This window comes from Micromonospora sp. WMMD1082, assembly GCF_029626175.1.
Classification (GTDB): Bacteria; Actinomycetota; Actinomycetes; order Mycobacteriales; family Micromonosporaceae; genus Micromonospora.
The window spans coordinates 4,716,454-4,732,922 of the sequence record NZ_JARUBM010000002.1; the positions used below are offsets into that span (position 1 = coordinate 4,716,454).

Consider the following 16,469-nt stretch of genomic DNA (forward strand, 5'->3'; position numbering starts at 1 on the left):
GGCACACTGTCGGGTACCGGGCTGTTGGCTTGTGGACACTCAGCCGGGCAGCTCACGGCGTTCCGAAACGGCTAGATTCAGGCAGCCGATTCATCGACCGCTGATCAGGGGGACAGCTCCATGGTGTACGTGATGCTGAAGAGTGACTGGACCGACGGCAACGGGGTCACCCACTCCGCCGGAGACTCGGTGGACGTGGACGCCGCCACGCTCGCCCTGCTCCAGGCGCAGGGGATCGTCGGCGAGGTGCCCGGTGGCGGCAAGGACGGCACGGACTGGGCCGGGCCGGGTGGCACGGACTGGGCCGGGCCGGGCAGCACCAAGCCCTGACCGGGCGTACGCGGGCGGGGCCGGGGACGTCGTCCCCGGCCCCGCCCGCGCGTTCAGCGCTCGTTCATGCCCGCCCGGCGGCGCAGCGCGGGCACGTCGGTGACGACGATCCGCCGGCCCTCGGTACGCAGCCAGCCCCGGTTGGCGAACGACCCGATGGCCTGGTTGACGCTCTGCCGGGAGCCGCCGGCCATCTCGGCGAGCTGGCTCTGGTTCAGCTCGATGGTGATCATCGGCGCCTGGCTCTCGCCGGCCAGCCGGACCAGCGTCTTGGCCACCCGGCCGGGCAGGTCGAGGAAGACGTGGTCGGCGTTCTGCTCGGTCAGCCTGCGGATGAGCGCACCCAGGGACCGCATCACCGCGTCGAGGATGCGCGCGTTCGAGTGCACCAGCTCCATGAACGCCGGCCGGGACAGGGCCAGCGCCGCAGTGTCCTCGATCGCCTCGGCCGAGGTCGACCGGGTCGAGGCGTCCAGCAGGGAGACCTCGCCGAGCACGTCCGGCGGACGCATCACGGTCAGGATCGCCCGTTCGCCGGTGGGCGCGGTCCGGAACACGGCCACGGCCCCCCGCCGCAGGATGATCAGCGACTCGCCCGGGTCGTTCTCCACGAACAGCAGCTGACCCTTGCGATACGTCCGGGGCACCGCGGCGGCGACCACCCGCTGACGCACCTCCGGCTCCAACCCGGCGAACATGTCCACACCCGTGAGCGCGTCGCCCGGCTCCGGCAGGCGCATCTCCACGGCCCCACCCCTCCCCGGTCAAGGACCCCAACTCGCTCACCGGGTGAGCCTGACGGCCCCTGACGAGGTGGTCTGACACCCGCTCGGCTCCGGCAGCGGTACACATCAGATCATGACGGTCCGGTCGCGTGCTGTACACCCCTCAAATCACTTCCGTGACCGGTTCGAGCTGGGCACGGTCGGCGGCGGGGCGGATGGAAGCGCTCCCGAGGCCACCGCCCCGCCCGTCGGGCTCCGGTGGGCGTCGGCGAGGATGGCGGGGATGGTCTACCGCTACTTCTACGACTGCGAGTTCATCGAGGACGGCCGGACCGTCGAGCTGGTCTCGATCGGCGTCGTCGACGAGCACGGCCGCGAGTTCTACGCGGTCTCCACCGAGTTCGACGCGTCCCGGGCGGTGCCCTGGGTTCGCCGTCACGTGCTGGACAAGCTGCCCTCCCCGGCCGACCGGTCCTGGCGGTCGCGGGAGCGCATCCGCGACGAGTTGTACGAGTTCCTCGTCGCCCCGGTCCGGGACCGCCCCGGCGAGGAACTGGAGCTGTGGGCCTGGTACGCCGCGTACGACCATGTGGCGTTGGCGCAGCTGTGGGGTGCCATGCCGGCGCTGCCCCGGGAGATCCCCCGCTACACCAAGGACCTGCGGCAGCTCTGGGACGACCGGGGCCGGCCCCGGTTGCCGAACGCCGCGGCGGCCCGGCACGACGCGCTGGTCGACGCCCGGCACAACCTGGCCCGATGGCGGGCGATGACGAGCGCTTAGTCGATCATCCGGGGCTACTGACTGGTAGCGGGGCGCGGTGTCGGCGGTGCCCGAGCGGCGACTACAGTTCGTGGGGACGGCCCGCCCCGGGCCGGCAACGGTGCCGAGGTCTGACCTGACACATATCCTGGGGCTTGATCGGGCTTGACCAGATGCTCCCCAGGAGGATGAGCGGATCATGCGTATCGGCGTGCTCACCGGCGGCGGCGACTGCCCCGGTCTCAACGCGGTCATCCGGGCGGTGGTCCGTAAGGGCGTCGCCAGCTACGGCCATGAGTTCGTGGGTTTCCGGGACGGTTGGAAGGGCCCGCTGGAGGGGTTGTCCCGCCCGCTGGGCATCGCGGAGGTCCGCGGGATCCTGCCCCGGGGTGGCACGATCCTCGGCTCGTCGCGGACCAACCCGTTCAAGATCGATAACGGCGTCGAGCGGATCAAGGACAACCTGGCCGCGCAGGGCGTCGACGCCCTCATCGCCATCGGCGGTGAGGACACTCTCGGCGTCGCCACCAAGCTGCACGAGCTGGGCGTCAACGTCGTCGGCGTGCCGAAGACCATCGACAACGACCTCGGCGCCACCGACTACACGTTCGGCTTCGACACCGCGGTCAACATCGCCATGGAGGCGATCGACCGGCTGCACACCACCGCCGAGAGCCACCACCGCACCCTGGTGGTCGAGGTGATGGGCCGGCACGCCGGCTGGATCGCCCTGCACGCCGGCCTGGCGGGTGGCGCCAACGTGATCCTGCTGCCCGAGCGGAACTTCGACGTCGAGCAGGTCGCCGGCTACGTCGAGAAGCGCTTCCAGCACCAGTACGCCCCGATCGTCGTGGTCGCCGAGGGCGCCCAGCCGCTGGAGGGCCAGATGGTCCTGCAGAACCAGGAACTGGACGCGTTCGGTCACGTCCGGCTCGGCGGCATCGGCCAGTGGCTGGCCGAGCAGCTGGAGGCCAAGACCGGCAAGGAGGCCCGCACGGTCGTGCTCGGGCACATCCAGCGCGGCGGCACCCCGACCGCGTTCGACCGGGTGCTCGCCACCCGGCTCGGCCTGCAGGCGATCGACGCCGCGCACGAGGGCGACTGGGGCAAGATGGTCGCGATGCAGAGCACCAACATCGTCCGCGTCCCGCTCGCCGACGCGACCGCCGAGCTGAAGACCGTTCCGCTGGAGCGGTACGCCGAGGCCGAGGTCTTCTTCGGCAGCTGATCGTTCGTTCCGGCGTCGCGGCGGGCCACCGGCTCCGCCGCGACGCCGGCCCACGAAGGGGGTACGGCAGATGCCAGCCGGAGTGCACACCGTCGCGGTCATCGGGGCGGGCAAGATCGGCGAGCTGATGCTCTCCGGCCTGCTGCGTTCGGGCTGGCCGGTGGACCGGCTGCTGGCCACCGCCCGCCGCCCGGCCCGCGCCGAGGAACTGGCCGCCCGCTACGGCGTACGGGTGGTGGACAATCTCACCGCGGTCGACGAGGCCGAGGTGCTGGCCGTCTCGGTCAAGCCGCAGGACGCCGCCGCGCTGCTCGACGAGATCGGGCCCAAGGTGCCCGCCGACAAGTTGGTGATCTCGCTCTGCGCCGGCCTGCCGAGCACCTTCTTCAGCCGCCGGCTGCCGCAGGGCACCCCGGTGGTGCGGGTGATGACCAACACGCCGGCCCTGGTGGACCAGGCGATGACCGCCATCTCCGCCGGCGCGCACGCCACCGGCGAGCACCTGGCGCTGGCCGAGGAGATGTTCAAGCCGCTGGGCGCCACCATCCGGGTGCCCGAGACCCAGCAGGACGCGGTGACCGCCCTCTCCGGCTCCGGCCCGGCGTACTTCTACCTCCTGGTGGAGGCGATGACCGACGCCGGCATTCTGCTCGGCCTGCCCCGGCAGGTGGCGCACGACCTGATCGTGCAGACCGCGATCGGGTCGGCGGTGATGCTGCGCGACTCCGGCGAGCACCCGGTGAAGCTGCGCGAGGCGGTCACCTCGCCCGCCGGTACCACCATCTCCGCCATCCGCGAGCTGGAGAACCACGGCGTACGCGCGGCGCTGCTGGCCGCCCTGGAGGCGGCCCGGGACCGGGCCCGCGAGCTGGCGGCCCAGGCCGAGTGAGCCCCGGTCGGCCTTCCCCGGCGGTAGCGGCTCGTTCCGGTGACGGTGGTGACGCATACTGGCGCGGTGTTCACTCTCGCCCAGGCCCGGCACCTGGTGGCCACCCTGCATCCGCGGATCGACGAGCTGATCCGGGTCCGCGCCGACCTGGCCGAGTTGCAGGCCGACCTGGCCGCCCACGGGCTCAGCGCACTCGGCGGCCGACCGGAGGTCAAGGCGTTCGAGGCCCGGCTGTACGCGGTCCTCGACGACATCCAGCAGCACGGCATCGAGGTCAAGGGCGTGGCACCCGTGCTGCTCGACTTCCCGGGCGAGCGCGAGGGCCGGCAGGTGCGCTGGTGCTGGCTGGAGGGGGACACCGACGTGCGCTGGTATCACCGCGCCGACTGCGGCTTCGCCGGCCGCCGCCCGCTCTGAGCCCCGGCCCATCCATGATCCGCGCAACTTCCCTGACAGTGCTGCCTCGTGCCGGGCTTGAGACAGCAACATCCCCGAAGTTGTGCGGATCTTGGGGTGGGCAGCGTCAGCAGGATCGGTCTCTCGCCGTGCCGGTGGGTGGGCGGTGATGTTCGCCGTTCGGTTGATCGACGATGTCGAACTGCGCCCGCTGAACCCCTGGCACGCCGGGGAGTTCCTGGCCAACCTGGACCGGGCGCGGGAGCACATCGCGCCGTGGGTGTCGCCGTCCTTCGTGGCGACCGACCTTGCCGGGGCGCGGCGGGTGCTCCAGCGCTACGCCGACCGCTGGGCCTGCGACGACGGTGGGATCTGGGGCATCTGGTCCGGCGGCACGCTGGTCGGTGGGGTGCTGCTGGTGTCGCTCAACGCCGCGACCGGGGTGTGCGAGGCGGGCTGCTGGCTGGAGCCGGCCGCCGAGGGGCGTGGACTCGTCACCCGCGCGGTCAGCCGGCTCGTCGACTGGGCGCTGGTCGAGCGCGGCCTGCACCGGGTCGAGTGGCGCACCAACGCCGGCAACGCGCGCAGTATCGCGGTGGCCCGTCGGCTCGGCATGCGCCGCGACGGCGTACTCCGTGAGGTGCTGCCCGGCCCGCAGGGCCGCATCGATCTGGAGGTCTGGTCGGTGCTGGCCCCCGAGTGGCAGGCCCGGCGCTCCGCTGCCGACGGGCGGACCTCCCGGGGCGGCGCGGAGGCGCGCTGAGCTGGACCGGCCGGCAGCCGGGCCGACCGTCCCGCCGGGGTGTGCCGCGCGCGCCGGCACTCAATCATGATCAACCGAGTGGTCAGGGGGTGGGGAGGAGTTTGTCGAGGGTGGTGCGGAGGGTGGGGTCGTCGGGGGTGACCGTCGGGGCGAAGCGTGCGGCGGCGGTGCCGTCGGGGGCGACCAGGAACTTCTCGAAGTTCCAGCGCACGTCACCGGTGTGACCATCGGCGTCGGGGGTGTCCACCAACGCCGCGTAGAGCGGGTGCCGGTCGGGGCCGTTGACGTCGACCTTCTCCGTCAACGGGAAGCTCACCCCGTAGTTGATCCGGCAGAACTCGCTGATCTCCGCGGCGCTGCCCGGTTCCTGGCCGGCGAACTGGTTGCACGGCACGCCGAGCACCGTCAGCCCTCGGTCGGCGTACTCGTCCTGCAGCGCCTGCAGGCCGGCGTACTGCGGGGTGAGCCCGCAGCGGGACGCGACGTTGACCACCAGCAGGGCGCGCCCACGGTACTGCGCGAGATCGGCCGGGCCGCCGGTGAGCGTGCCGATCTGGATGTCGAAGACGGTCATTCCGAGAGGTTACCGCCAGGTGCGCGGCGAGGTCACCGCCCGGGCCGTGCGGTGCGTAGGTCCGCGACGGGAACGATTTGCCCTGGCGGGCGAATCGATACATGCGCATCTTGACGAAGTGGTTGCCTGTGAGTAGCGTCTCCTCATCCTTTTGGAAAGTTTCCTAACTGTTTGGAGACGCCACATGAAGAGATCGCTCCGCCGGGCCCTCTGGGTCGGCGCCGTGGTCGCGGTGACCGTCGCCACGGTCCCGATGGCCTCGGCGTTCGGCGCCGGAAGCGTGACCACCTCGTTCACCCGGGTGTCGGACTGGGGGACCGGTCACGAGACGCGGGTCACCATCACCAACGGTTCGGACGCCAGCGTGAGCACCTGGCGTATCGAGTTCGACCTGCCGTCGGGCACCACCATCAGCAGCTTCTGGGACGCCGACGTCACCCGTACCGGCAACCACTACGTGGCGGTCAAGAAGAGCTGGGCCGGCGCGCTGGCTCCGGGCACCTCCTTCAGCTGGGGCTACAACGGCACCGGCGCGTACCGGGCGCCGCTGAACTGCACCATCAACGGCGCAGCCTGCGGCGGCGGCACCCCGCCCCCGACCACCACCCCGCCGACCACGACGCCACCCACCACCACCCCGCCGACCACCACGCCACCCACCACGACGCCCCCGACCACCACGCCGCCGAACCCGGGCGCCCAGAAGGTGGTCGGCTACTTCGCCCAGTGGGGTGTCTACGCCCGCAACTACCACGTCAAGAACATCCACACCAGCGGCTCGGCATCGAAGCTGACCCACATCCTGTACGCCTTCGGCAACACCACGGGCGGCCGGTGCACCATCGGGGACAGCTACGCCGACTACGAGAAGGCGTACACCGCGGCGGAGAGCGTCGACGGCGTCGCCGACACCTGGGATCAGCCGTTGCGCGGCAGCTTCAACCAGCTGCGCAAGCTCAAGCGGATGTACCCGCACATCAAGGTGATCTGGTCCTTCGGTGGTTGGACCTGGTCCGGTGGCTTCACCCAGGCCGCGCAGAACCCGACTGCCTTCGCGCAGAGCTGCTACAACCTGGTCGAGGACCCGCGCTGGGCGGACGTCTTCGACGGCATCGACATCGACTGGGAGTACCCGAACGCCTGCGGCCTGACCTGCGACTCCAGTGGCCCGAACGCGTTCCGGAACGTGGCCAGCGCGCTGCGTACCCGGTTCGGGTCGGGCAACCTGGTCACCGCCGCGATCACCGCGGACGGCAGCAACGGCGGCAAGATCGACGCTACCGACTACGCCGGTGCGGCCACGCACCTCGACTGGATCATGCCGATGACGTACGACTACTTCGGCGCCTTCAACGCGCAGGGCCCCACCGCCCCGCACTCGCCCCTGTACTCGTACACCGGCATCCCGCAGCAGGGCTTCTGGTCGGACGCGGCCATCCAGAAGCTCAAGAGCAAGGGCATCCCGGCCAACAAGCTGCTGCTCGGAGTCGGCTTCTACGGCAGAGGCTGGACCGGGGTGACCCAGAGCGCGCCGGGTGGCACCGCGACCGGACCGGCGCCGGGCACCTACGAGCAGGGCATCGAGGACTACAAGGTCCTGAAGAACACCTGCCCGGCCACCGGCACGGTCGGCGGCACGGCGTACGCCAGGTGCGGCAGCAACTGGTGGAGCTACGACACCCCGTCGACGATCGGCGGCAAGATGTCCTACGCGAGGAGCCAGGGCCTCGGTGGCGCCTTCTTCTGGGAGCTCTCCGGTGACACCAGCAACGGTGAGCTGATCAGCGCCATCAAGGGCGGCCTCGGCTGAGCCGACGGCCGACGCACCACCCACACGACGGGGAGGGGCCCGCACCGGCCCCTCCCCGTCCGGCGTGCCTGGGGGTCCTCTCCGGCGCCCCGGGGCGGGTGTGACAGACTCGCCGCTCGACTGTGTCTCGATGTCCGCCGTCGAGGAGGTAGCGATGCGGGTCACGTACCGGCGACCGGCGACCGTCGCCGTGCTGCTCGCGACCGTGCCGTTCGCCCTGTCCGGCTGCGGGCTCGTCGGCGGGGAGGACGAGGCGGAGCAGCCCGGGCGGGCCCCCGCCGAGGAGGCCACGCTGCAGTCCCGGGAGCGGGTCCAGGCGTACCTCGACGCGATGGCGGCCAAGGACGTGGCGGCCGGTCGCGGCCAGCTCTGCGCGGTGCTGCACGAGGCGTTCGACGCCGCCGCCACCGAACCGAACGGTGACTTCGCCGACCACTTCGAGGTGTCGGGGGCCGAGATCACCGACATCCGGCCGGGCCCGGCCGGGCAGGAGGTCAGCACCTCCGTCACGGTGGCGGTCGGCAGCCGCAAGGCGACCCGTCCGCTGCTGTTCACGGTCACCCGCGACGGCCTCGACTGGTGCATCTCCGACGAGCGACCCGGTGCGAACAGCCCGGCACCGGTGCCGACGCCCTGACCTGGGCCACCGGGCGGGGTCGTCCATCTACCGGAACCCGGCCCCTCGCCGGTCGGTCGCTCCCGCCGTCGCCGTACGCTGCATGTCATGCGCCATGAGTGGCATCAGTTGAGTCATCCGGCGGTGGGCAGCCGGGTGCTGCAGACCAGCCGCCCGACCGTCGACTCCGCCGAGGACGAGGCCCTCGGCCTGGACCGCTGGCGGGAGCTGCCGCGCACGCAGACCCCACCCTGGCCGGACCAGACCCAGGTCGCCGAGGTCTGCAAGGTTCTCGACACGGTGCCGTCGGTGGTCGCCCCGTACGAGGTCGACCAGTTGCGTCAGCGCCTCGCGTTGGTCTGCGAGGGCAAGGCGTTCCTGCTGCAGGGCGGCGACTGCGCGGAGACCTTCGCCGACAACACCGAGAGCCACCTGCTGGCCAACGCCCGCACCCTGCTGCAGATGGCGATCGTGCTCACCTACGGCGCGTCGCTGCCGGTGGTCAAGGTGGCCCGGGTCGCCGGGCAGTACACCAAACCCCGGTCGCTGCCGACCGATGCCCGGGGCCTGCCGGCCTACCGGGGCGACATGATCAATTCACTGGAGGCGACGCCGGAGGCGCGGGTCGCCGACCCGCAGCGCATGATCCGGGCGTACGCGAACTCGGCCGCCGCGATGAACATGCTCCGCGCGTACCTCGCCGGCGGGCTGGCCGACCTGCACGCGGTGCACGACTGGAACAAGGGCTTCGTGCGCAACTCCCCGGCGGGCGAGCGGTACGAGGCGATCGCCCGGGAGATCGACCGGGCGCTGGCCTTCATCCGCGCCTGCGGAATGACCGACGACGACGCGCTGCGGACGGTCACCCTCTACTGCTCGCACGAGGCCCTGGCACTGGAGTACGACCGGGCGTTGACCCGGGTCTCCGGCGGCCGGCCGTACGGGCTCTCCGGGCACTTCCTCTGGATCGGCGAGCGCACCCGGCAGATCGACGGCGCGCACATCGACTTCATCTCCCGCATCGCCAACCCGATCGGCGTCAAGCTCGGCCCGACCACCACGCCGGACGAGGCGATCGAGCTGTGCGAGAAGCTGAACCCGAACAACATCCCCGGCCGGCTCACCCTGATCAGCCGGATGGGCAACCACAAGGTCCGCGACGCGCTGCCGCCGATCGTGGCCAAGGTGACCGCCGCCGGGGCGAAGGTGGTCTGGCAGTGCGACCCCATGCACGGCAACACCCACGAGTCGTCCAACGGCTACAAGACGCGACACTTCGACCGGATCGTCGACGAGGTGCTGGGCTACTTCGAGGTGCACCGGGGCCTGGACACCCACCCCGGCGGCCTGCACGTCGAACTGACCGGTGAGGACGTCACCGAGTGCCTCGGCGGCGCCCAGGGCATCGCCGACCTCGACCTGCCCGACCGGTACGAGACCGCCTGCGACCCGCGGCTGAACACCCAGCAGTCGCTGGAGCTGGCCTTCCTCGTCGCGGAGATGCTCCGTGGCTGACGCGAGGAGTGAGCTTGCGAGCCCCGCAGTCGGCGGCCGAAAGGACGACCGTGGCTGAGCGGTCGGCGGCCGACGGAACGACCGTGGCCGAGGAGTCGGCGCGGGTGCTGGCCGACCTGCGTTCGGACACCGTGACCCGGCCCACCGACGGGATGCGGCAGGCGATGGCCACCGCCGAGGTCGGCGACGATGTCTACGGCGAGGACCCGACGGTCAACGCCCTGGAGGCCGAGGTCGCCGCGGTGTTCGGGCACGAGGCCGCGCTGTTCTGCCCGAGCGGGTCGATGGCCAACCAGATCGCCCTGCAACTGCTGGTGCCGCCCGGCGCGGAGCTGCTCTGCGACGCCGACGCGCACGTGGTCACGTACGAGATGGGGGCCGCTGCCGCGTACGGCGGGATCACCTCGCGGACCTGGCCGGCGGTGGGCGCGGAGCTCGACCCCGACATGGTCGCCGGCATGATCCGCCCCGACGGATACTGGGCGGTGCCCACCCGCGCGATCGCCGTGGAGCAGACCCACAACCGGGGCGGCGGTGGGGTGATCCCGCTCGACACGCTGCGCGAGCTGCGCCGGGTCGCCGACGCCGAGCAGCTGGCGCTGCACTGTGACGGCGCCCGGATCTGGCACGCCCACGTGGCCGACGAGGTGCCGCTGGCCACCTACGGCGCGCTGTTCGACACGCTGTCGGTCTGCCTGTCCAAGGGGCTCGGCGCGCCGGTCGGTTCGCTGGTCGTCGGCACCGCCGAGCGGATCGGCCGGGCCCGGATGATCCGCAAGCGGATGGGCGGTGGGCTGCGCCAGGCCGGCATCCTGGCCGCCGCCGGACGGTACGCCCTGGCCCACCACGTCGACCGGCTCGCCGCCGACCACGCGAAGGCGGCCCGGCTGGCCGAGGCGATCGCCCCGTTCGGGGTGCTGGCCGCGCCCGTGCGCACCAACCTGGTCCCGCTGGACCTGACCAAGGCGCCGCTGGACGCGCCGGCCCTCGCCGCCGCCGCCCGCGCCGAGGGGGTGCTGATCTCGGTGCTCGGCCCCCGTACCGCCCGCCTGGTCACCCACCTGGACGTCACCGACGCGGCAATCGACCACGCCGCCGCCACCCTCACCCACATCCTCCGCACCTGACCCCCCACCCCCCCACCCCCCACCCCGGCGATCATGCACTTGTGGTCGCCGTTTCGGGGCTCCTGCCCCGGTATGCGACGACCACAACTGCATGATCGACGAGAGCGGGTGGGGTGGGGTGGGGTGGGGAAGTTAGGGGAGGAGGCGGCGGAGGGTGGTGATGTCGGCGGCGTGGCCCAGGTGACGCTCGGTGGGGGTCTCGACCAGGATCGGGACGCCGGCGGTGGCGGGGTGGCGCATCAACTCGGCGAACGCGGTTCGCCGATCATGCCCTTGCCGATGTTCTCGTGCCGGTCGCGGGTCGAGCCGCACAGGTCCTTCGAGTCGTTGGCGTGCACCAGCCGCAACCGGTCCGCTCCGACGGTGGCGACCAGGGTGTCCAGCGTTGCGGTCATCCCGCCCTCGGCGGCCAGGTCGTGCCCGGCGGCCCAGGCGTGGCAGGTGTCGAAGCAGACGCCGAGCCCCGGGTGCCGGTCGACCGCGTCGAGGTACGGCCCGAGCTGCTCCACCCGGCAGGCGAGCGACCGGCCGCCGCCGGCGCTCGGCTCGACCAGCAGCATCGGCCCGCCCGCGTCGGCGGCCGAGTCCAGCAGCGGCAGCAGCGACTCGCGTACCTGCCGCATCGCCGCCTCGGCGTGCCCCGCGTCCACCGCGCTGCCGGCGTGGAACACCACCCCGCGCGCGCCGATCGCGGCGCCCCGGCGCAGCGCGTGGGCCAGGGTCTGCGTCGACCGCTCGACTGTCGCCACGGTCGGGGAGCCGAGGTTGACCAGCAGCGACGCGTGGATGTAGACCGCGACGCCCCGCTCGGCGCAGCCGTCGCGGAACAGCTCGTCCTGTGCCGGATCCCCCGCCGGCATCGCCCAGCCACGGGAGTTGCCGACGTAGACCTGCGCCACCTCCGAACCGGCCGCGTCGACGTACGGCAGTGCCGCCTTCGCCAGCCCGCCGGAGGTGGGCGTGTGCGCGCCGATCGGCCGGTGGCCGGGATCCGCGGCCGGCATCAGAAGCATCCGATGGTGATCTGGGTTCCCGGGGCGACCTGGGCGTTCTCGTTCGGGTTCTGGAACCGGGTGACGGCCTCCGGGTTGAACTGGACCGTCACCGGGAAGCCCTGGCTCTCCAGCACCTGCTTGGCCTGCTGGCACGGCAGGTCGATGACCCGGGGCACGGTCACCAGTGGCGGCCCCTCGCTCACCTCCAGCCGGATCTGGGCACCCCGCTCCACGCCGCTGCCGTCGGCCGGGCTCTGCCCGATCACCTCGTCGCGCGGCTTGTCGGACTCCTTGTGGGTCGGCTCCACCAGCACCAGGCCCAGCTGCGCGATCTGCGCGCGGGCGTCGTTGAGGGTCTTGCCGACCAGGTTCGGCACCGTGATCGGGGCCCGGCCCTTGCTGAGGATGACGGTGATCTCGTCGCCGGGCTTGACCTCCTTGCCCGCCTCCGGCCTGGTGGCCACCACCACGCCCTCCGGCAGGCCGTCGTCGTACCGGGCGCTGCCCTTGACGACCTCGAGTTGCGCGCTGACCAGGTCCGCCTCGGCCAGGTCGAACTCCTTGCCGACCACGTCCGGCAGCGGGAAGCGCTCCGGCCCCAGCGACAGGGTCAGGGTGACGGTGCCGCCCCTGAGGATCCGGGCGGACGAGGCGGGCTCCTGCCCCACCACGCCGTCGCGCGGGACCTGCTCGTCGTGGCGCGGGTCGGCGTAGCGCACGGTGAGGCCCGCCTGGGAGGCCTGTGCCTGCGCCTCGGCCTTGCTCAGGCTGACGAGTTGCGGCGTGGTGGTGTACCGGCCCACCCCGAACCACCAGCCGCCGAGCGCGGCCACCAGGCCGAGCACCACCACGACGGCGGCGACGGCGAGGCGCCCGCTGCCCTCACCCGCCAGCCGGGACCACAGCGCGGCCAGCCGGGAGCGCCAGTCGTCGCCGCCGTTCGAGGCCGCCCGGCGCCGACCGCGAGTCGGTGCGCCGCCCTCCGGCAGCCGGGCCCAGGTCGGCCGCTCGGGCGGGCGGACGGCCGCCACCACCATCGTCGGCTGGGACACGGCCGGGCCGTCGGGCACGGGGGAGAGCCTGGCGGTGTGGCTGTTCGGGTTGCCGAGGCCGTCCTGGGCCACCCGCACCTCGGCCAGCAACGTGCCGGCGTCGGCGGGGCGGGCCGTCGGGTCGCGCCGGGTCGCCCGGGCGACCAGGTCGTCGAGCACCCTCGGCAGGCCGGGCACCAGCGTCGACGGCGCGGGGACGTCCCGGTCGACGTGCTGCCAGGCGATGTCGATCGGCCGGTCACCGTCGTACGGCACCCGGCCGGTGAGCATCTCGAACAGCACGATGCCCGTCGAGTAGACGTCGGTGCGGGCGTCGGCGCGGCCGTCGGTGACCAACTCGGGAGCGACGTACGCCACGGTGGCCATCAACTGGTTGCCGCTGTCGTGGTCGGTGCTCGCCTCGACCGCCCGGGCCAGCCCGAAGTCGGTCACCTTGACCACGCTGTCGACGAGGTTGGCCGGGCCGCCGCTGGGTGCCTCGGCGACCAGCACGTTCTCCGGCTTGACGTCCCGGTGCACCAGCCCGGCCCGGTGGGCAGCGGTGATCGCGGCGAGCATCTGCTCGGTGATGGCCAGCGCCTCGTCCGGGTTGAGCCGGCGTCGCTCGGTCAGCACCTCGCGCAGCGTGCGCCCGCGGACGTACTCCATGACCAGGTACGGCCGCCCGGCGTGGTTGCCCTGGTCGTAGACCGCGACCACGTTGGGATGGGTGAGCCGGGCGATCGTCTTGGCCTCGTCGGTGAACCGGTCGACGAAGCTGGCGCGCCCGGCCTGGCCCGGCGGGCCCTGGGTCGAGTGGATGATCTTTACGGCGACGGTGCGTTCGAGCCGCTCGTCGGTGGCGGTGTACACGGTCGCCATGCCGCCACGGGCCACGCGACCGCGAATGCGGTAGCGCCCGTCGATCAGCGAGCCCAGCAACGTGTCGGCGACCTGTGTGTCCATCGGCAGGCAGTCTATGTGTCGGGGGATGATGGTCGAACAGGATGCTACCGCCGGGCGCGGGTTTGCGGGTCCACCACGCGCACAGGGTGACGGTTCGTGCTGCTCAGCGTGGCTGTCGGGAGGTCGTTGACCCGGAGTGGGGGTGACGTGGCAGGGTGTTGCGCGTGACCGAATCCGTACCCGCCGAGGGCGCCGTGCCCGGGCCCGGCCCCGCCGACCCGGCGGCCTGGCTGACCCTGCCGGACGTCGCCGAGCGGCTCGACCTGCCGATCAGCAAGGTCCACCAGATGGTCCGGGACCGGGAGTTGATCGCGGTACGCCGCGACGGCGTCCGCCGGATCCCGGCGGATCTGGTGGCCAACCGCACCGTGCTCAAGCACCTGCCCGGCGTGCTCACCCTGCTGGCCGATGCCGGCTACGACGACGAGGCCGCGCTGCGCTGGCTCTACGAGACCGACGACACGCTGTCCGGCCGTACGCCCGCCACCGCCCTCGCCGGCGACCAGGCCCGCGAGGTCAAGCGCCGCGCCCAGGCCCTCGGTTTCTGAGGGGTCAGTCGGCGCGGCGGGTGGCGGCGATGGCCAGGTCGACCAGGGCCTGGCGGGCCTCGGTGTCCAGGTCGACGGCGGTCAGCGCGGCGAGCGCCGCGTCGGTCAGCGTGACGATGCGTTGCTCCGTGCGGGCCAGCGCGCCCGTGGCGACGATCAGCTCCCGCAGCCGGGCCGTCCCGGCGGCGTCCAGGCCCGGGTCGCCGAGCCCGCCGAGCAGCAGCGCGCGATCGGCCTTGTCGGCCGCCTCCAGCGTCGCCGCCACCAGGTAGGTCCGCTTGCCCTCGCGCAGGTCGTCACCGGCCGGCTTGCCGGTCTGCGCCGGGTCGCCGAAGACGCCCAGTACGTCGTCGCGCAGCTGGAACGCCTCACCCAGCGGCAGCCCGTACGCCGAGTAGGCGATGCGGACGTCGGCGGGGGCGTCGGCCAGCGCCGCGCCGATCAGCAGCGGCCGCTCCACGGTGTACTTGGCCGACTTGTACCGGGCGACCTTGCCGGCCCGCTCCAGCGAGGTGTCGCCGCTGGCCTGGGTCACCACGTCGAGGTACTGCCCGATGGTGACCTCCGTGCGCATTTCGTCGAAGTCCGGCCGGGCGCGGGCCACCGCGCGGGGATCGAGCCCGGCGGAGTGCAGCAACTCGTCGGACCAGACCAGGCACAGGTCGCCCAGCAGGATCGCCGCGGCGTCGCCGAAGGCGTCCGGGTCGCCACCCCAGCCGGCCGAGCGGTGCCGGGCGGCGAACCGCCGATGCACCGCCGGTTCGCCCCGGCGGGTGTCCGAGCGGTCCATGAGATCGTCGTGGATCAGGGCGCTGGCCTGGACGAACTCCAGTGCGGAGAGGGCGGTCACCACCGGGTCGGTGTCCACCCCGCCGGCGCCCCGGTACCCCCAGTAGGCGAAGGCTGGCCGCAGCCGCTTGCCCCCGCCCAGCACGATCGCCTCGATCGCCTCGGCGACCGGCGCCAGGCCACCGTCGACGCCGGCCATCCAGGATCGCCGGCCGGCGAGGAAGTCCGACAGCGCCCTGTCGACGCGTTGGCGCAGGCTGGCACGGTCGACGGGGGAGACGGGAGCAGCGTGGGTCACGTCCCGACGCTAGTAGGTCGACGGGCGCCGCGGCGACTCAGCCACGTTCCGGCGCGTCGTCCGGCCGCTGGTCACGGGCCGGTCGGCCGGCGTCGTGCGGCCCCGGGTCGGCCCGCTGCGCGGTCCCCTGCCGTCCCCACCCCTGGGAAGCCGGTGGGTGCGCCCGGACCGGCCCGCTAGAGTCGGTGCGTGGCGCTCGGTCTTCCATCGGTCCTCCCGAATCCGCAACCGGCGATCGGGGAGCTGATCCGCGACCGCCAGCCGACCTTCTCCTTCGAGTTCATGCCGCCGAAGACGGAGCAGGGGGAGCGGCAGCTCTGGCAGGCGATCCGCGAGCTGGAGGCGCTGCGCCCCTCGTTCGTCTCGATCACCTACGGCGCCGGTGGCTCGACCCGGGACACCACGGTCGCCGTCACCGAGCGGATCGCCACCGAGACCACCCTGGTGCCGATGGCCCACCTGACCGCGGTCGACCACTCCGTCGCCGAGCTGCGGCACGTGATCGGCCGGCTGGCCGGCGCCGGGGTGCGCAACGTGCTGGCGGTACGCGGCGATCCGCCGGGCGATCCCACCGGCGAGTGGATCCCGCATCCCGATGGCGTGCACTACGCCGAGGATCTCGTCCGACTCGTCCGCCGCTCCGGGGACTTCAGCGTCGGCGTCGCCGCCTTCCCGTACCGGCACCCGCGCTCACCGGACGTCGCCACCGACACCGAGCACTTCGTCCGCAAGTGCCGGGCCGGCGCGGAGTTCGCGATCACCCAGATGTTCTTCGACGCCGACGAGTACCTCCGCCTGCGCGACCGGGTCGCCGCCACCGGCTGCGAGACCCCGATCCTGGCCGGGGTGATGCCGGTCACCCGGATCGGCACCATCGAACGGTCGGTGCAGCTGTCCGGGGCACCCTTCCCGCCGGCGCTGGCCGCCCGCTTCGAGCGGGTCGCCGACGATCCGGAGGCGGTCCGCCGGCTCGGCATCGAGCAGACCAGTGAGATGTGCCGGCGGCTGCTCGACGAGGGCGTTCCCGGGATCCACTTCATCACCTTCAACCGGTCCACCGCGACCCGGGAGATCTGGCAGAACCTGCGGGTGGGCGCCACGACGTGACA

The 16,469-nt window shown here is 72.5% G+C and carries 16 protein-coding genes and 1 pseudogene; 12 read left to right on the forward strand and 5 right to left on the reverse strand.

Annotated features, from left to right (window positions below; all coding sequences use genetic code 11):
* The first annotated feature begins 132 nt into the window (after nt 1-132).
* Entirely contained in the window at nt 133-330 is a 198-nt protein-coding gene (locus tag O7615_RS21815; protein ID WP_278179658.1) for a hypothetical protein, read from the forward strand.
* A 53-nt stretch (nt 331-383) separates the two neighbouring features.
* Here the strand turns inward: O7615_RS21815 and O7615_RS21820 are convergent, their stop codons facing one another.
* Nucleotides 384-1,076, reverse strand: coding sequence for a Crp/Fnr family transcriptional regulator (locus O7615_RS21820; protein ID WP_093401197.1), 693 nt, complete (start codon nt 1,074-1,076; stop codon nt 384-386).
* 262 nt (nt 1,077-1,338) lie between these two features.
* Here O7615_RS21820 and O7615_RS21825 point away from each other — a divergent pair, with 262 nt between their 5' ends.
* From O7615_RS21825 to O7615_RS21845, 5 genes are all read left to right on the forward strand, one after another.
* Entirely contained in the window at nt 1,339-1,836 is a 498-nt protein-coding gene (locus O7615_RS21825; RefSeq protein WP_278182187.1) for a polyadenylate-specific 3'-exoribonuclease AS, read from the forward strand.
* A 178-nt stretch (nt 1,837-2,014) separates the two neighbouring features.
* Nucleotides 2,015-3,043 (forward strand): 6-phosphofructokinase, encoded by a 1,029-nt coding sequence (locus O7615_RS21830; protein WP_278179659.1) that lies wholly within the window; start codon nt 2,015-2,017, stop codon nt 3,041-3,043.
* Between the two features lie 70 nt (nt 3,044-3,113).
* Nucleotides 3,114-3,932, forward strand: a complete 819-nt coding sequence (gene proC, locus O7615_RS21835) for a pyrroline-5-carboxylate reductase (protein WP_278179660.1) — start codon at nt 3,114-3,116, stop codon at nt 3,930-3,932.
* A 66-nt stretch (nt 3,933-3,998) separates the two neighbouring features.
* Entirely contained in the window at nt 3,999-4,349 is a 351-nt protein-coding gene (locus tag O7615_RS21840; RefSeq protein WP_278179661.1) for a DUF2203 domain-containing protein, read from the forward strand.
* Between the two features lie 148 nt (nt 4,350-4,497).
* On the forward strand, nt 4,498-5,091 hold the full coding sequence (locus O7615_RS21845; RefSeq protein ID WP_278179662.1) for a GNAT family protein: 594 nt from the start codon (nt 4,498-4,500) through the stop codon (nt 5,089-5,091).
* Nucleotides 5,092-5,173: 82 nt separating this feature from the next.
* Here the strand turns inward: O7615_RS21845 and O7615_RS21850 are convergent, their stop codons facing one another.
* Nucleotides 5,174-5,665, reverse strand: a complete 492-nt coding sequence (locus O7615_RS21850; protein WP_278179663.1) for a glutathione peroxidase — start codon at nt 5,663-5,665, stop codon at nt 5,174-5,176.
* A gap of 184 nt (nt 5,666-5,849) precedes the next feature.
* On the opposite strand from O7615_RS21850, the gene O7615_RS21855 reads away from it, so the two are divergent.
* From O7615_RS21855 to O7615_RS21870, 4 genes are all read left to right on the forward strand, one after another.
* Entirely contained in the window at nt 5,850-7,475 is a 1,626-nt protein-coding gene (locus tag O7615_RS21855; RefSeq protein WP_278179664.1) for a glycosyl hydrolase family 18 protein, read from the forward strand.
* A 154-nt stretch (nt 7,476-7,629) separates the two neighbouring features.
* Entirely contained in the window at nt 7,630-8,112 is a 483-nt protein-coding gene (locus O7615_RS21860; protein WP_278182188.1) for a hypothetical protein, read from the forward strand.
* An 87-nt stretch (nt 8,113-8,199) separates the two neighbouring features.
* On the forward strand, nt 8,200-9,606 hold the full coding sequence (locus O7615_RS21865) for a 3-deoxy-7-phosphoheptulonate synthase class II (RefSeq protein ID WP_278179665.1): 1,407 nt from the start codon (nt 8,200-8,202) through the stop codon (nt 9,604-9,606).
* A gap of 107 nt (nt 9,607-9,713) precedes the next feature.
* Nucleotides 9,714-10,733 carry a GntG family PLP-dependent aldolase gene (locus O7615_RS21870; protein ID WP_278182189.1) on the forward strand — a complete coding sequence of 340 codons (1,020 nt, stop codon included), beginning with the start codon at nt 9,714-9,716 and terminating at the stop codon, nt 10,731-10,733.
* 132 nt (nt 10,734-10,865) lie between these two features.
* On the opposite strand, the pseudogene O7615_RS21875 reads toward O7615_RS21870, so the two are convergent.
* Both O7615_RS21875 and O7615_RS21880 read right to left on the reverse strand, forming a co-directional pair.
* Nucleotides 10,866-11,737 (reverse strand): annotated as a pseudogene (locus O7615_RS21875) (deoxyribonuclease IV).
* Nucleotides 11,737-13,725 carry a Stk1 family PASTA domain-containing Ser/Thr kinase gene (locus O7615_RS21880; protein ID WP_278179666.1) on the reverse strand — a complete coding sequence of 663 codons (1,989 nt, stop codon included), beginning with the start codon at nt 13,723-13,725 and terminating at the stop codon, nt 11,737-11,739. The pseudogene O7615_RS21875 and the gene O7615_RS21880 overlap by 1 nt, the downstream one beginning before the upstream one ends.
* A gap of 164 nt (nt 13,726-13,889) precedes the next feature.
* Here O7615_RS21880 and O7615_RS21885 point away from each other — a divergent pair, with 164 nt between their 5' ends.
* Nucleotides 13,890-14,273, forward strand: coding sequence for an Rv2175c family DNA-binding protein (locus O7615_RS21885; RefSeq protein ID WP_278179667.1), 384 nt, complete (start codon nt 13,890-13,892; stop codon nt 14,271-14,273).
* Nucleotides 14,274-14,277: 4 nt separating this feature from the next.
* Here O7615_RS21885 and O7615_RS21890 read toward each other — a convergent pair whose 3' ends face one another.
* Nucleotides 14,278-15,360, reverse strand: a complete 1,083-nt coding sequence (locus tag O7615_RS21890; protein ID WP_278179668.1) for a polyprenyl synthetase family protein — start codon at nt 15,358-15,360, stop codon at nt 14,278-14,280.
* 189 nt (nt 15,361-15,549) lie between these two features.
* Between O7615_RS21890 and metF the strand changes: the two genes are divergently transcribed.
* Nucleotides 15,550-16,467 carry a methylenetetrahydrofolate reductase [NAD(P)H] gene (gene metF / locus O7615_RS21895; protein WP_278179669.1) on the forward strand — a complete coding sequence of 306 codons (918 nt, stop codon included), beginning with the start codon at nt 15,550-15,552 and terminating at the stop codon, nt 16,465-16,467.
* Nucleotides 16,468-16,469: the final 2 nt, after the last annotated feature.

Coding starts and splice junctions, on each gene's coding strand:
- O7615_RS21815 (WP_278179658.1), top strand. CDS start 133: ATGCTGAAGAGTGACTGGACCGACGGCAACGGGGTCACCCACTCCGCC.
- O7615_RS21825 (WP_278182187.1), top strand. CDS start 1,339: ATGGTCTACCGCTACTTCTACGACTGCGAGTTCATCGAGGACGGCCGG.
- O7615_RS21830 (WP_278179659.1), top strand. CDS start 2,015: ATGCGTATCGGCGTGCTCACCGGCGGCGGCGACTGCCCCGGTCTCAAC.
- proC (WP_278179660.1), top strand. CDS start 3,114: ATGCCAGCCGGAGTGCACACCGTCGCGGTCATCGGGGCGGGCAAGATC.
- O7615_RS21845 (WP_278179662.1), top strand. CDS start 4,498: ATGTTCGCCGTTCGGTTGATCGACGATGTCGAACTGCGCCCGCTGAAC.
- O7615_RS21850 (WP_278179663.1), bottom strand. CDS start 5,665: ATGACCGTCTTCGACATCCAGATCGGCACGCTCACCGGCGGCCCGGCC.
- O7615_RS21855 (WP_278179664.1), top strand. CDS start 5,850: ATGAAGAGATCGCTCCGCCGGGCCCTCTGGGTCGGCGCCGTGGTCGCG.
- O7615_RS21860 (WP_278182188.1), top strand. CDS start 7,630: ATGCGGGTCACGTACCGGCGACCGGCGACCGTCGCCGTGCTGCTCGCG.
- O7615_RS21865 (WP_278179665.1), top strand. CDS start 8,200: ATGCGCCATGAGTGGCATCAGTTGAGTCATCCGGCGGTGGGCAGCCGG.
- O7615_RS21880 (WP_278179666.1), bottom strand. CDS start 13,725: ATGGACACACAGGTCGCCGACACGTTGCTGGGCTCGCTGATCGACGGG.